The sequence below is a fragment of the Larkinella punicea genome (genome assembly GCF_003334855.1).
Taxonomy (GTDB): Bacteria; Bacteroidota; Bacteroidia; order Cytophagales; family Spirosomataceae; genus Larkinella; species Larkinella punicea.
In genome coordinates, this window is the sequence record NZ_QOWE01000036.1 from 23,510 (window position 1) to 38,510 (window position 15,001).

Genomic DNA, 15,001 nt, shown 5'->3' on the forward strand with positions numbered 1-15,001 from the left:
CTTAATCCGGATCAGAAAGTCCGGCAGCGGCCGACCGTCCTTTAGGGGATTTAGGGGCAATTTGTAATTGCAACTGAATTATCAGATTTAGATCCTACTATTAATTGAAATTTTCCATGAAAGACATATTCGCTCGTGTATCCCGGCTTCGGCCCTATGCGCCCTTCCTGCTCCGGCTGGCGTTTGGTTATCAACTCATCGACGCGGCCGGGCACACGGCTTTGCATCCCACCGAGGGGATTCCGGGCTACGCCGACTGGCTAAAAAGTCTGGGATTTCCGTTGCCGCTGGTCGGCGCAACGCTGTCGGCCTATGCGGAGTTTCTGGGAGCGATTCTGATGATTGCCGGACTTTGGACGCGCTGGGCGGCTTTTTTCCTGCTGATCAACTTTGTGCTGGCGGTTTTGGTGGGGCACGTGGCCATTCAGGATACGTACAAAAACACCATGCCAGCCCTTAATCTACTGGCAATGAGTGCCTTTCTGCTCCTGAATGGCCCCGGAAAACCGTCGGTCGATGAGGGGCTTTAAAGTTCAAATTCGCCCGTCAGGTAGAGTTTTACCTGTCCGGCAATTTCAACGCGATCCTCCAGCAATTTGCACCGCAGAAAACCGCCCCGTTTGGAAACCTGGCGGGCCGTCAGCTCCGTTTTGCCGAGCTTTTCGGCCCAATACGGAATAAGGGTCGTGTGAGCCGAACCCGTCACCGGATCTTCGTCAATGCCGGACTGTGGACCGAAAAACCGGGAAACAAAGTCGATGGAGCCGTTTTCGGTCGGATTTCCGGGTGCCGTTACGATCACCCCGCGCGCCGGAATGGTTGCCAGTTCGCGGAAGTCGGGCTGCATGTCCAGAATCTGTTGTTCGTTCTCGAAAACAATCAGATAATCCGTTTTTCCTTTCAGCACTTCCACCGGTTTAATGCCGCCCAGACTCGTTTCCAGGGCCGGTGGCTGAATGGCGATGTGCGTGCTGTCGGTCGGAAAATCCAGCACGAGCCAGTCGTCTTCGCGCCGAACCCGCAACAGTCCGCTGCGTGAATCGAACGCAATGGCATCACCTTCCGCGGTTTTTTCCAGGAAAAACACCACGTAGGCCGACGCCAGCGTGGCATGACCACACAGGTCGACCTCCACCGTGGGCGTAAACCAGCGAATGTGATAAAAACCGTTTTCCTGATCGGTCGGAACGTAAAAAGCCGTTTCGGCCAGGTTGTTTTCTGCCGCAATGGCCTGCATGGTTTCATCGGGGAGCCATTCCGTCAGCGGGCAGACCGCAGCCGGGTTTCCGCCAAAAAGCTGGTCGGTAAACGCATCAAGTTGATAAAGGCGGATAGGCATAGTGGGTTTAGGTTTTCAGCGGGTTATTTGTGTGATTGACAATTGATTTTCCAGTTCCCGCAATTGGGACAGGGTAAAGGCCGTCAACGACGGAATTTTTAGCGTAGCCAGGTCGAACTTCGGGTCATCAAATTCGTAATCGGCGGGTACCGAAACCGTCAGCATCTCAGCCGCGTGGGCCGATTTCAGGCCATTCCCGGAATCTTCAAACGCCACACAGCGGTGGGGCTCGACGCCCAGTTTGCGGGCCGTTCCCAGATAAACATCCGGATGCGGTTTATTGCGTTTTTCCAGGGTGGCCGAATGCCAGAGCGTAAAATACGACCGGATGTTCAGCCGGTCCAGCACGACTTCGATCAGGTGCATGGGCGATGCCGACGCGATCGCCATCGGAATACCCTGCTGCCGAAACAACTCCAGAATGGCCGGAACGCCCGGCATCGGCCCCGCGTGTTTTCCGATCTGATCGTAGGCGCCCTGAATAATATCGGCATTCACCTCCTCCACGCTCCGGTTGTGCCAGGGGTGTTTCTCGTACCAATACCGCACCACCGTGTCGGTGGGTAAACCGGTCGTGCGTTTACACATCTCGTCGTCCATTTCCAGACCAACCGTGCGAAATACCTCAATCTCTACTTCCCGCCAGAATGGCTCCGAATCGACCAGAAGGCCGTCCATATCAAATATTGCTGCCTGAATCATTGCTTAAATATCCGCCTGCTTAAACGGCTTGATGTCAATTCGTTCCCAAACTTTTCCTGAAATATAAACCTCGTTCTGCAACCAGTCGTTCAATTGGTCTTCCGTATCAAAATCGAGCAACATCATGGAGCCGATCATCTTGCCGTCGGGATCGAGTAACGCGCCACCCAGGACGAAATGCCCATCAGCTTTCAATTGACGGGCGCCATCGAAGTGGTTCGGACGAACAGCCAGACGCCGGCCCATGGCCTGATCGTCGGTATAATCGTAAGCGTGAATAACGTACCGCATCCTTTTTCAATACTAAAACAAAAAATAACACCAAAGTTGGAGGCTCCAACGCTTGTTTTTGTCCAAATCTAATCCTTTTCCCTTTTTCTCGCTAATTTCATTGTTTAAAAGCGTACTAGCCTCTTATTCATCAATGAAACAACTACTCATCGGATTGGGTTGCCTGCTGATTGTCAGGGCAACAGCCCAAACGCCGACTGCATCCCCGCTCACCGTCGAAAAAATCATGCAGGACCCGAAGGGATGGATCGGAACGTCACCATCGGGCATTTTCTGGGCGGAAGATTCCAAAACGATCTATTTCAACTGGAACCCGACAAAGGCCAAAGGGGATTCGCTGTACAAAATACCCCTCACCGGCGATCGGAAACCCGTTAAAGTAGCCGCTGCGGAACGACAAAAGCTTCCCCCTGCTACCGGCGGAACCTACAACCGCGCCCGCACCCTGAAACTCTACGAAAAAGACGGCGATCTGTTTTTGCTCGACTGCAAACCGGGAAAAACCGGCGGGCAAACCGTTCGGCAACTGACCAATACCGTTGAGCGGGAAAGCAATCCGGCCTTCAGTGGCGACGAGCAAAAAGTGGTTTTTGCCCGGTCGAACAATCTCTTCACGGTTTCGCTCGCAACCGGCGAATGGACGCAGATCACGAACCTCGACCCCGGCACCAAAAAACCGGCCCCCAAAACCAACGATCAGGAAACCTGGCTCAAACGCGACCAACTGGCGCTGTTCGATGTGCTGAAAGAACGAAAAGCGAAGAAGGACGAGGGCGAGAAAATTACAAAAGCCGGGCAACCCAAACGACCGAAGCAGTTTTATACCGAAGGCAAAACCGTTCAGAATCAGCGGCTCAGCCCCGACGGCCGGTTTGTGACGTTCTCACTGCAAAAGTCAGCACAGGGAGCCAAAACCGCCATTGTGCCGAGCTACGTAACGGAATCCGGTTTTACGGAAGACCTCACCGCCCGCACCAAAGTCGGCGCGCCATTGGCCAGTTCCGAGTTTTATGTTTATGATATTCAGCGGGATACGATTCAGGCGGTTTCGACCAAATCGATTCCGGGCATTACGGATTCGCCGGATTATGCCAAAACCGCTCCGTCACCGTCGTCCGTTCCCGATGGCAACCGGCGCGGTCCATCGGCGGCCGAAGTGACCACCGACACGATCAAAAAGACGAAAAAACTGGCGGATCGCAGTGTGACGATCAGTGGGCCGATCTGGTCGGAAGACGGAAAATATGCCGTGGTGATCATCCGCGCCTTCGACAACAAAGACCGCTGGATCATGCGGCTCGACCCCGCCACGCGCCAGTTGAAACTCCTCGACCGCCAGCGCGACGAAGCGTGGGTCAGTGGTTTTGGCCCTTTGACGAGCATGACCGGTTTTCTGACAGATAACCAGACGTTCTATTTCCCTTCCGAAACCGACGGTTATTCCCACCTGTACACCGTCAATGTGGAAACGGGTGAGAAAAAGCAGTTGACAAAAGGCAAGTTCGAAGTGCAGCAGATCCAGTTGTCGAACGATAAGAAATTCTTTTACCTGACCACCAACGAGCTTCATCCCGGCGAGCAGCATTTTTACCGGATGGCCGTCGACGGCGGAGAACGCGTGAAACTGACCACGATGACCGGTGCCAACGACGTGACGCTTTCGCCCGACGAAACCCAACTAGCCATTCGCTATTCCTACAGCAACAAACCGTGGGAGTTGTTTTTAGTGGACAACACACGATCAATACCAAAAAAAGGGAAGCAAAAATCAGCGACTCAGTCGACGCCGGTTCAGCTTACGACTTCACTAACCCCTGAATTTCAGGCGTATCCCTGGCGCGATCCGACCATCGTAACCATTCCGGCCCGCGATGGACAAACCATTTACGGACGGCTGTATAAACCCGCCAAACCCAATGGAAAAGCCGTGGTGTTTGTACACGGCGCGGGCTATCTGCAAAATGCACACAAATGGTGGAGTCAGTATTTCCGGGAATACATGTTTCATAACCTGCTGGCCGACAAGGGCTACACGGTTCTGGACATCGACTACCGTGCCAGTGCGGGCTACGGTCGCGACTGGCGAACGGGCATCTACCGGCACATGGGCGGCAAGGATTTAACGGACAACGTCGATGCGGCCCAGTGGCTCGTCAGAACCCAGGGCGTGGATGCCAAACGGATCGGTTTGTACGGCGGTTCATACGGCGGTTTTATTACGCTCATGGCCATGTTCACGACGCCCGACGTGTTTGCGGCCGGAGCCGCCCTGCGGCCCGTAACCGACTGGGCGGCTTACAACCACGGCTACACCGCCAACATCCTGAATGAACCGTTTAGCGACACGCTGGCCTACCGCCGGAGTTCGCCCATCTATTTTGCCAACGGTTTGAAAGGCCATCTGCTCATTTGTCACGGCATGGTCGACGTAAACGTTCATTATCAGGACGTTGTGCGGCTCACCCAGCGATTGATCGAGCTTCGGAAAGAAAACTGGGAAGTGGCATCCTATCCCGTTGAGGACCACGCTTTTGTGGAACCAACCAGTTGGATGGACGAGTACAAGCGAATCCTGAAATTATTTGAAGAACGGCTTTAACCGACACGAACTAAGCGCTTTGGAGCGTTGTTGTCAAAACAGGCGTTTTCTGATCCTGGAAAACGGCCTTTTTCTACCCCTTTACGACCCAACTCATTCGTATGCTTATTAATCGCAAGGCGTTTCTGCTGTCTCTTCTCCTGTCCATCACGGTTCTTTTGTCGGGCTGTGATACCACCGGAACCGGTTCTGACCCCAAGCCCGAACCGGATGTGTATCTGGTTAGCAGTTCCGACATTAACGCATTCACCAAGGACCAGCTTGGCGCACAGATTGCCCAGCAATTCCCGGCTCAGTACCAGAGCATTATCAAGGGATTTCTGCGCTACGATGTCAAGGTGTATAAACTGGTTTACAACACCAAACTGCCCGATGGAACGGCCACCAAAGCCTCAGGAGCGATTATTGTTCCGACCGTCACCACGGCGGTGCCGATGATCAGCCAGCAACACGGAACCATTCTGAACGATGCCGATGCGCCTTCCAATTTCGGGCCGGGCAGCGATGCCGCTTTTGGCGGTACGTTTTTTGCCTCCAACGGCTACATCATGGTTTGCCCGGACTACATCGGTTACGGCGAATCGAAGGCTATTCCGCACACCTACGAACACCGCGAAGGGCTGGCCACAGCCTCGCTGGACATGATTCGGGCAGCCAAGGAATTCATCAAGCAAAAGTCGATCAAATGGGATAACCGGCTGTTGCTCACCGGCTACTCGGAAGGCGGTTTTGCCACGATGTCTTTGCAGAAAAAAATTGAGGAAGAATTTCCGGCCGAATTCACCCTGGCGGCTTCCAGCATCGGCGCGGGCGCTTACCACAAAACGGCCTTCATGAAGTACATCATCAACCAGAAAACGCACGGTAAGCCCGAATACAACCGTCTGTATTTGTGGACGATGCTCACGTACAACAGCTTGTATAAGCTGAACAAACCGATGAGTTATTACCTGAAAGAGCCCTATGCGACGCAGGCCACCCAGAATGGAATAAATATCAACATTAGCGTTAGCATCAGCGATATCTTCACGGATAGTTTCAAAAAAGCGGTGAACGACGGGACCGAAACCGGGTTTCTGAATGCGGTCAAAGACAATGATGTCTACGACTGGAAGCCCAAAACGCCCACGCATTTGTATCACGGAACTGCCGATAATCTGGTGTTCTTTTTCAATACGCAGGATGCCTACGACGCCATGCGGAAACGAGGAGCTACCAATGTCGAAATAAAACCGCTGGAAGGCGAAGACCACGGCACGGCGGTTATCGACTATCTGCTGCAAACGTATCTCTTTTTCTCAAGCGTCCAGTAATCAGCCGCTTAGCGTTCAGCGTAAACAGAAAATCCTCCTTTGCCTGGAGGATTTTCTGTTTTTACCCAACAATTGCCCTTTGATGCTGGTTAATAGGAGGAGATTCAAAATAATTCCAACCAACATCATGAAAAAATTGTGGATTGTTGCTTTGCTTGCCGCATTCGGTTTTACGGCAAATGCGCAGACAGTGAAAGAGGAAGCGAAGGAGACCGCGCACCATGCCGGCCAAACGGTGAAAAAAGCCGCCGATGAGGTAGGAGACGAAGCCCGCGAAACCAAGCAGGAAGCGAAACGGAAAGCCAAGAAAGCTGGTAAGAAAATAGACAAAGCCGCCGACGACGCGGGTGATGAGGTTCGGGAAACGGCCAAAGAAACCAAGCAGAAAGCGCGCGAAGCGAAACGCAAAACCGGCAAGAAAGTAGAGAAAGCCGGTGAGAAAATGCAGGAAAATTAAGGATTGAAGGGTTTAGAAATGGCTGGATGGCTTAGATGGTTAAAAATGGTTGAATTGCTGCTAACCATTTTTAACCATCTAAACCATCCAGCCATTTTTTAACCATCTAACCATCAAAACCATTACTTCTTCCCAGTCATCTTCTTGATAAATGCCGTTTCGGCCGGGATGTACGGCTGACCGTTTTCGCGGAAAATGTCATGGAACCACACCGGTGGCTCGGCGGTGTACTGCTTCTGCCACGAGTCCCACGGATAAATAGTGTTCGATTTACCGGACACAAAGCCCCAATTCATCATTCCCACATTCTCGGCTTTGGCAATCGGCAGCGAGCCTTCAAACGTGCTGCCGGCCGGGCGAGCCATGTACTCCGTACAGATCAGGGGTCGGCCAAATTTCTTAAGATCCGCTACCCGCTTTTTGAAATCATCCGGTTTTCCGTAGTTGTGGAAAGTGATCACATCGGAATTCTGAACCAGAAACCGGTTCATGTCATCCATTTTTTCGAGCGACGACCAATCCCCTTTCCAGGGTCCCGACGTAATGGGCTGCGTTGGTTTGGCTTCCCGCGCCCAGCCAAAACCGGCCTTCACCAGTTCGGTGCCGAGTTGGGCTTTGTTGGGCAATTCGGTTTTGATTTTGCCGTTGCGGCCGTAGCTGTTGGCGTTGTCGTTATCCGGTTCATTGACAATGTCCCACGCCAGAATCCGCTTGTCGGCCCGGAACGAGCCCACGATGTCTTTTACGTAACTCCGCAGACCTTCCCACTTGCTTTTATCGCTCAGAATGGCCGCGCCGGGGCCTTGCACCCAGCCCGAATTATGCCGCCCCATAACGGGCGCATGTTGTTTGCCCAGTTTCGGCTGCGGGTCCCAGCACGAGTCGAACAACACCAGCATGGGTTTGATGTTGTGTTTGGCACACAGCGCCAGAAACTGATCGATGCGGTTTTTGAACCCTTTGGCATCCTGCCGCCACACCATATCGTGCAAGAAAACCCGCATTGTGTTCATGCCCAGCTTCTCGGCGTAGCCCAGTTCTTTATCGATCGTTTTCGGATCAAAGCTTTCGGCCTGCCACATTTCCAGTTGGTTGATGGCACTGGCGGGCATAAAATTACTCCCCACCAGCCAGGGTTGGCTCTTATACCAGTCGTTGGCCTGCTTGGGCGTCCACTGCTGCGCAGTTGTCTGGAGCGACAAAACCGTCAGAAGGACCAGAATGGCGGTTTTTAGCTTAAATTGAATTCTATTTTTCACGAGTTATCAGGATTGTTAACATCAAATGTAAAATGATGAATGCTAAATGTAAAAGTGATCGGCTGGCTGCTCCTAACTTTTACATTTAGCATTCACCATTTTACATTTGTCATTAAAAGAAAAAATTACTTCACCGAAAACCGGTATTCCGTCGTGGTTTTGTACGTTTCACCCGGTTTCAAAACCGTCGGTGGAAACTTGGACTGATTGGGTGAATCGGGAAAGTGTTGGGTTTCCAGACAGAAGGCCGACCGTTTGTCATACGGTTTTCCGCTTTTGCCGATCCGCTTTCCATTCAGGAAGTTACCGCCGTAAAACTGCACGCCCGGCTCCGTCGTCAGCACATCCATCGAGATGCCGGTTTTGGGCGAGGTCACTGTGGCAATCAGCCGTGGTTCAGCGGTTTGTCCGCCGTTCAGCACGAAATTATGGTCGAAACCGCCCCCATTTTTAATCTGCGGGTGGTCGGCATCCTGGCGTTCGCCAATGGCAACCGGTTTCCGCAAATCGAACGGCGTTCCATCCACCGGAGCCAGTTCGCCCGTCGGAATCAGGGTCGCGTCCACCGGTGTGTAGCGGTCGGCTTTGATTTCCACCAGATGGTCGGCCACGGAGCCGGAACCTTCGCCGTTCAGGTTGAAATAGGCGTGGTTCGTCAGGTTCACCACCGTGCTTTTATCGGTAGTCGCCTGATAGTCAATCTTGATGCCGTTATCGTCGGTCAGCGTATACGTCACATCGACGGTCAGCGTTCCCGGATAATTTTCTTCCCCATCCGGCGAAACGTAGTGCAGTTTCAGGCCGTTGGTCCCCACCGGCGTGGCATCCCACATCTTGGCGTTGAAGCCTTTTTTACCGCCGTGCAGCGAGTTGGGGCCGTTGTTGGTGGCGAGTTGGTACGTTTTGCCGTCGAGCGTAAACTTCCCTTTTCCGATCCGGTTGCCATACCGCCCCACCAGCGTCCCGAAAAAGGATTCGTTTTCCAGGTAGTCATCGATGCTGCTGTGGCCCAGGTTCACATCCAGCAGTTTACCGGTTTTATCCGGCACCAGGATGCTAACAATGCGGCCGCCGTAGTTCGTGATGGCGACTTTCATTCCGCTGGCATTGGTCAAAACAAATAAATCAGCCTGTTTCCCTTCGACGTCTTTCTGAAAACGCGAGCGATCAGGCAAACCGCTGGCTGAATCAGCGGCCGCTGTGCTTGTACTATCCGACATGGTTGACGATTCTTGTTGTTTTTGGGAGTTATTACAGCCGACGAGCATCCCCAGCAGGACGGCGGAGAGAAAGAATTGTTTCATACGAACGTTTAGAAGGTATCGGGGTTTATAAACCGGCTGCCGTTCGTCGAGTTCGACGAGAAAACCGGGCATCAAATATCAGACTTATTTTGTAAAAACTATAAATCTGAACGGAAAAGGGCTGGAACCGGTATAACCTACTCCAAACCGGACGCAGGAACTTCTTGATCCATCAAAAGAAATCTTTTACATTCAGCGTTAAAGAGACAATACCATCCTAACGGAATTCATTCATGGCAGATCAGCCCAGCAACTGGCTTAATAAATTAGGGAATCTTCTGGTGCCGTCCTCCAGTCAGCCCAAAACCAATCCGGTTGCTACCGTTTCCAATACGCGCATTCTGAACGAGCTGGTGGCGTCGTTTCAGGATTCCGTGCCGCGGGAATCCGTCGGAAAAAGCATGCTTTTCAATGCCCATTTTTTGATTATCCTGCATCCCGACACCTACGAAGCGCGCCAGAATGCGTTCCCGGTGATTGTCAACGAAGCCGTGAATGCCTTTACGACTTTCATTGAGTCGGAGAAAACCAACTACGAACGCGTGGTGCCGGTGGCCGCCAACTGGTTTTTCAAGTTTGGGGGCGGCCGTGAATTTGGCGGAGAACCGGTTACGCCAACTGATGTGAAAGTGGTGGGTGCCCTGACCGGAATTTTGCCCGGAAATGACCCGACGCAATCACCCGACCGGATTCACGTCACGCGCCGGGTCAAACAGACCAACCGGTTTGAGAAAGTGGACATCGACCCGAACACCTTCCAGCACATCGACTTTCGGGAGCCGGGGGCGTTTGTCGTGAAGTTTGCGTTTTCGACACCGGCACCAATCACCCCACGACCACCGGCCGGAGCCCCCGCGACCCGCCATGCACCGGGATTGCCCCGCAGTCTGGGGGCTGGACTGGCCCAGATCAACCACTACATTGCGGAATTGAACAAGGAGGATTCGTACCTGATGCGCGACCGGGAAATCGTGGTGGCGCGGAAGGAACCCGATAACCAGCATTTTCCCAACTATCTTTTGCTCGAATCGGCTTACGTCTCGAACCCGCACGCCCGGATTCGCTACAACGACGAGATGCACGCTTTTCAGATTGCGTCGTTCAGCCGCAACGAAACCCGGGTGAACGAACAGCTTATTCCGCGCAGCGAACCCGCCAGTCCGCAGTGGTACGCGCTGCCGGATCAGGCTCAGATTCTGCTCAATAGCATGGTCACCCTAACCTTTCAACGCCATGATTGATGCGCTGTTTGTCGTGTTGCTGCTGCTGTTTGTACTGGTGTTGGTAGTGCGGCATTTTCAGGATTTACCCCGATAAAGCCAACAGAATGCGCTGCCAGCGGTTCTATTCAGTAGAACTGTTTCCTTTATCACGTTCCCTTGCTCAATGAATCCGTTTCTCATTGCCGGTCAGACCGATGTAGGCCAACGCCGAAAAAATAACCAGGATACGTTCATCTGCTCGACGATCTGGTCGGAATCCAGCGCGTTGCTGGCAGCCATCGACGGCGTGGGCGGTTATGCCGGGGGCGACCGGGCTGCGGCCATCGCGAAGGAGTCGATCGAACAGTATATGGCGACGCCCAACGGCGATCCACTGTCGATGCTGCGCGAAGCCGTCGTGTTTGCCAACAACCAGATCAATACGCAGCGCGAGCAGAATCTCCAACTGGCGCAGATGTGTTGTGTATTGACGACGGCGGTGGCCGATAGCCGCACCCAAAAACTGTATTTTGTCCATGTGGGCGATACGCGCCTGTACCGGTACCGCCGGGGCGTCCTCGAAAAGCTCACCCACGATCACTCGATGGTGGGCGTTCGGGAAGATGCCAACGAACTGACGGAAGCCGAAGCCATGCAACACCCGCGACGAAACGAAATTCTGCGCGAAGTGGGGTCGATGGCGCACCGGGTCGATGATCCGGACTTCCTGGAATCGGGCGAAACGGACTTTCTGCCGGGCGATTTGCTGCTGCTTTGCAGCGACGGCCTGACCGATATGATTACGCAGGCCCAAATCCGGAGCGTTCTGGATCAAAACCTTTCCCTTGAAAAACAGGTAACCGAGTTGATTGGGCTCGCCAATAAACAAGGCGGCAACGACAACATTACCGTCGTTCTGGCCCGAAACACGACGCCAGCCACCCCGCAACCGGTGGTTGCCAACTCTACCGACCAGACGTTGCCGTTGAAACCGTCGTCAAAACCGGCTCCGGCCATTAGTCCAAAAACGACTTCGGGAAAGACCGAACCGGCCAAACGGGGCCTGACGGGTTTCTGGATTCTGATCGGGCTGGTGCTGGCAGGAACCATTGCGGGACTGGTTTGGTATCAAAACCAGGGTCCCAGCCAATCCGATCCGTTGGTTTCCGGCAGTCCACCGACGGTCAGCGATCCGGCTGATTCGACGCAGGCTATCGCGCCAACGGTTTCTCGCTTTGATTCCCTGTTGCAGACGGCGTATCGCAGCAGCAATCACCGGCTAACGCTGCCCGCAGATACGGTTCGGCTCACGCAGCCCCTGCTGCTCACCGACTCGCTACAAAACATTGTGGGCGCAACCGGACTGACGGTTTTCGTGCCCGCCGATACGGCACAGGCGCAGGTGGCATTACGGATCACCCGCTCGGGGCCGGTGGCGCTTCAAAACCTGGTCATTAGCGGTTTTAAAACCGGGATTGAGACCAGTCCCGGAACGCGGCTGCATCTATCGAAGGTGTCGTTTCGCAACGTGAGCCAGCCCGTTCAGGCCGTTATCGGACAGGAAACCTTCCGCGATGCCGTTATTGTGGTTACCTTGCAGAACCAGACTGATTCATCCAAAACACGCCCTCGCTGATGTCTACCACTCGGTTTGATACACGGTTTCCCGGCTACGAAGTGCTGAGTGAACTGGGCCGCAGCAACGCCCGGATTCTTAAGGCGCGTCACCTGGCTACGGGCGATCTGGTGGCCATCAAGCACTTTGCGCTCAACACCGATGCCGAAACGCTCCGGCGGTTTCAGCGGGAATCGGCCATCATGACCAGCATCGCCCACCCCAACGTGGTCAAGGTTCGGGAGGTGCAACTGGAAGCCGAACTGCCTTACATCGTGATGGAACTGATCGAAGGCGGGAGCTTGAAACAGCTCATTACCGGTCAGCAACGCATCGACGTATCGACCACCATCCGGCTGGGGCTGCAAATGGCCAGTGCTTTCAAGGCGATTCATCCGCAGGGCATCATTCACCGGGATGTGAAACCGGAAAATATCCTTTTCCGCCCGCTGCCCAGTGGTGAACTGCATTTTTTGCTGACGGATTTCGGGATTGCCCGGCTCCACGAACAATCGAGCACGCTGACGGGGCAATCGCTGATGACGTACGAATATGCGTCACCCGAACAGTTTAACGACCCGAAAGGCGTCGGAACGGCCACGGATTATTATTCGCTGGGCGTCGTTCTGTACGAATGCCTGCACGGAAGCGTCCCGTTTGCGTTGGACGATCATTCGGGCATCGTGACGTTTATGAACAAAGTGCTGACCGAAGCGCCACCCGCCCTGACCGTGACCAGCCAGGACCAAACCCTGGGTCTGTTCGCGGAGCTTCTGGAGGGTTTATTGAAAAAGAAAGCCAGTGAACGCCTGAACGATCCAGACGAACTGACGTGGTTGCTGAAACGGGCCGAACTAAATTATTTACAGGCCGGTCGAACCAGCCCTAAAACCGCTCCATTGACACGGGTTACGCTTCAGAATCCGGCGAAGCCAGAGCCCGAAGCAGCCAGGGGTCCTTCGCCCGATCCGGTTGTTGTGAAACCCGAACCGACTAAACCGCCCCGGAGCAAGTCGTCGGGCAAAAGTTTAAAACTGGCGGCTCTCGTGCTGGTGATGCTGGCGGGCGGAGCGGGGCTGTATTACGTCCTTACCGATTTTGGAACGAAACCCATCGCCAGCGTGGTGGCCCCAAACGATACGACCAATACGTCAAGAGATCAGACTGCGGGGACAGATGTGCCGGAAGATCTGGAACAAGAAGAAGACACGGTAAGCCTGCGGCTGGCGGAAGAAGCCCGGCGACGGGAACAGTTCCGGGAGCAGGTTCTGGCGGCCGGAAAAACCCTGACCGTGGAGCCCCTTGATTTTAAAGTCGGTTTCTTCGGCGGGATCAAAAAAGCGCAGATTCAACTCAACAATCCCAGCGCAATTCCCTTTCCGGCGGTGGCGGTTCAGGTGAGTTATTTCAAGGAGAAAGGCGGTCTTTACAAAACCGAGAAGATGTTTTTTATGAATGTAAAGCCCAATTCATCTCCCGTTCGACCGGCTCCGGACAGTGACCGGGGCATTCGAATCAGTTGCAAGATATTGAAGTATGATTTGCCCAGGAATCTGGACTCCCTGATGCAGGTGATGCCCGTCAAAACCGACTCGTTACTTTAATCGACTCATGCCAACCGTAAGCGTCAATACGCATTTTCCGGGTTATGAAATTATCGGCGAACTGGGCCGCTCGAACGCCCGCGTTCTGAAGGCCCGTCACCTGGCAACGGGTGATTTGGTGGCGATTAAACATTTTACCCTCAACACCGACGCCGAAACGCTCCGGCGGTTTCGGCTCGAATCGCAGTTGATGACCGACATCCGCCACCCGAACGTGGTGCGCGTGCGAGAGGTTCAACTCGACATGCCCATGCCCTTCATCGTCATGGAATGGATCGAGGGCGGCAACCTGCGGACGCTCCTGGCGGAAAAAGGACATCTCGAAATACCGACCGTCATCCGGCTGGGTCTGCAAATGGCCGAAGCCTTCAAAGCCATTCATCCGCAGGGCATTATCCACCGCGACCTGAAACCGGAGAACATCCTTTTTCGACTCCTGCCCAGTGGTGAACTGCATTTTTTGCTGACGGATTTCGGCGTGGCCCGGCTGCGCGAACAGTCGCAAACCATGACGGGACAGTCGCTGATGACATACGAATACGCGTCCCCCGAGCAGTTCGACAATCCCCGGGGCGTAGATGTGGCGACGGATTACTATTCGCTGGGCGTCGTGTTGTACGAATGTCTCTCGGGCCGGGTGCCTTTTTCGATGGCCGATAACGCCGGTATCGCCACCTTTATGGGGCAGGTGTTGCGCACGCCCCCGCCGGCTTTGGTGTTGCCGACGGGGCAGTTCATGCCGCCCAGCCTCAACACACTCCTCGACTGGATGCTTACCAAAAACCCGGCGGAACGGCTGAGTGATGTCAATGAACTGGTGTTGCTGTTCGGCCAGGCGAATGTGGAGCAGTTGCAGGTCGGCCGGTCAAACGATCGCCGGGGGCCGGTGTCGTCGCGCACGTTGGTGGCCTCCGAACCGCTGCCGCAACTGGAGTTGCCCGAAGAACCGGAAGAAGAACCCGCGAACCGCCAGACGGGCTGGTACATCGGTCTGGGCATTCTGGCCGTTATTCTGATCGGTTTGGCGGTTTTTTATACGTACCAGGCGAAGGAAACCAACCTCAACACAACGGCGGCACCGGATTCGACGCGGATGGAAACCGACTCCAACGCGTCGGAAACACAAGGCGAGATGGTTGAGGATACCGCAACGACGCCGTCGGATGGTTTTATCGAAAGCACCACCGATTCGACCCAATCGGACAGCAGTCCGGCAACAACGACGGAACCCGAAATTCCGACCGTTCCGGCATCGCCCCCGGATTCATCGAAAACCGTCGTTGACACCACGAAGACGGGAAATTAACTACTCAACC

13 protein-coding genes are annotated in these 15,001 nt (G+C 54.1%); 8 read left to right on the plus strand and 5 right to left on the minus strand.

Annotated features, from left to right (window positions below):
• Positions 1–116 precede the first annotated feature (116 nt).
• Positions 117–530: a DoxX family protein gene (locus tag DUE52_RS30355; protein ID WP_133299987.1), complete on the plus strand. Its 414-nt coding sequence runs from the start codon at positions 117–119 to the stop codon at positions 528–530.
• Here DUE52_RS30355 and DUE52_RS30360 read toward each other — a convergent pair.
• The 3 genes from DUE52_RS30360 to DUE52_RS30370 are packed head-to-tail and all read right to left on the minus strand — an operon-like array spanning position 527 to position 2,332.
• The gene (locus DUE52_RS30360) at positions 527–1,339 is read right to left on the minus strand and encodes a PhzF family protein (RefSeq protein WP_114409902.1); all 813 of its coding nucleotides are present in this window, start codon (positions 1,337–1,339) and stop codon (positions 527–529) included. The genes DUE52_RS30355 and DUE52_RS30360 overlap by 4 nt on opposite strands.
• 15 nt (positions 1,340–1,354) lie before the next feature.
• The gene (gene hxpB / locus DUE52_RS30365) at positions 1,355–2,041 is read right to left on the minus strand and encodes a hexitol phosphatase HxpB (protein ID WP_114409903.1); all 687 of its coding nucleotides are present in this window, start codon (positions 2,039–2,041) and stop codon (positions 1,355–1,357) included.
• A 3-nt stretch (positions 2,042–2,044) separates the two neighbouring features.
• The gene (locus DUE52_RS30370) at positions 2,045–2,332 is read right to left on the minus strand and encodes a YciI family protein (protein WP_114409904.1); all 288 of its coding nucleotides are present in this window, start codon (positions 2,330–2,332) and stop codon (positions 2,045–2,047) included.
• 133 nt (positions 2,333–2,465) lie between these two features.
• Between DUE52_RS30370 and DUE52_RS30375 the strand changes: the two genes are divergently transcribed.
• From DUE52_RS30375 to DUE52_RS30385, 3 genes are all read left to right on the plus strand, one after another.
• A complete protein-coding gene (locus DUE52_RS30375) occupies positions 2,466–4,931 on the plus strand; it encodes a S9 family peptidase (RefSeq protein WP_114409905.1) in 2,466 nt (821 codons plus the stop codon).
• Between the two features lie 101 nt (positions 4,932–5,032).
• Entirely contained in the window at positions 5,033–6,244 is a 1,212-nt protein-coding gene (locus tag DUE52_RS30380) for an alpha/beta hydrolase family protein (protein WP_114409906.1), read from the plus strand.
• A gap of 127 nt (positions 6,245–6,371) precedes the next feature.
• Complete coding sequence (locus DUE52_RS30385; RefSeq protein ID WP_114409907.1) at positions 6,372–6,701, plus strand: hypothetical protein; 330 nt, start codon at positions 6,372–6,374, stop codon at positions 6,699–6,701.
• A 122-nt stretch (positions 6,702–6,823) separates the two neighbouring features.
• Here DUE52_RS30385 and DUE52_RS30390 read toward each other — a convergent pair whose 3' ends face one another.
• Positions 6,824–7,960 (minus strand): endo-1,4-beta-xylanase, encoded by a 1,137-nt coding sequence (locus tag DUE52_RS30390; protein ID WP_114409908.1) that lies wholly within the window; start codon positions 7,958–7,960, stop codon positions 6,824–6,826.
• 125 nt (positions 7,961–8,085) lie between these two features.
• Positions 8,086–9,264, minus strand: a complete 1,179-nt coding sequence (locus DUE52_RS30395) for an aldose epimerase family protein (RefSeq protein WP_114409940.1) — start codon at positions 9,262–9,264, stop codon at positions 8,086–8,088.
• 233 nt (positions 9,265–9,497) lie between these two features.
• Between DUE52_RS30395 and DUE52_RS30400 the strand changes: the two genes are divergently transcribed.
• The 4 genes from DUE52_RS30400 (at position 9,498) to DUE52_RS30415 (ending at position 14,991) form a co-directional block, all read left to right on the plus strand.
• A complete protein-coding gene (locus DUE52_RS30400) occupies positions 9,498–10,505 on the plus strand; it encodes an FHA domain-containing protein (RefSeq protein WP_114409909.1) in 1,008 nt (335 codons plus the stop codon).
• Positions 10,506–10,650: 145 nt separating this feature from the next.
• On the plus strand, positions 10,651–12,102 hold the full coding sequence (locus DUE52_RS30405) for a PP2C family protein-serine/threonine phosphatase (protein ID WP_114409910.1): 1,452 nt from the start codon (positions 10,651–10,653) through the stop codon (positions 12,100–12,102).
• Positions 12,102–13,685 carry a serine/threonine protein kinase gene (locus DUE52_RS30410; RefSeq protein ID WP_114409911.1) on the plus strand — a complete coding sequence of 528 codons (1,584 nt, stop codon included), beginning with the start codon at positions 12,102–12,104 and terminating at the stop codon, positions 13,683–13,685. The genes DUE52_RS30405 and DUE52_RS30410 overlap by 1 nt, the downstream gene beginning before the upstream one ends.
• Positions 13,686–13,692: 7 nt before the next feature.
• Complete coding sequence (locus tag DUE52_RS30415; protein ID WP_114409912.1) at positions 13,693–14,991, plus strand: serine/threonine-protein kinase; 1,299 nt, start codon at positions 13,693–13,695, stop codon at positions 14,989–14,991.
• Positions 14,992–15,001 lie beyond the last annotated feature (10 nt).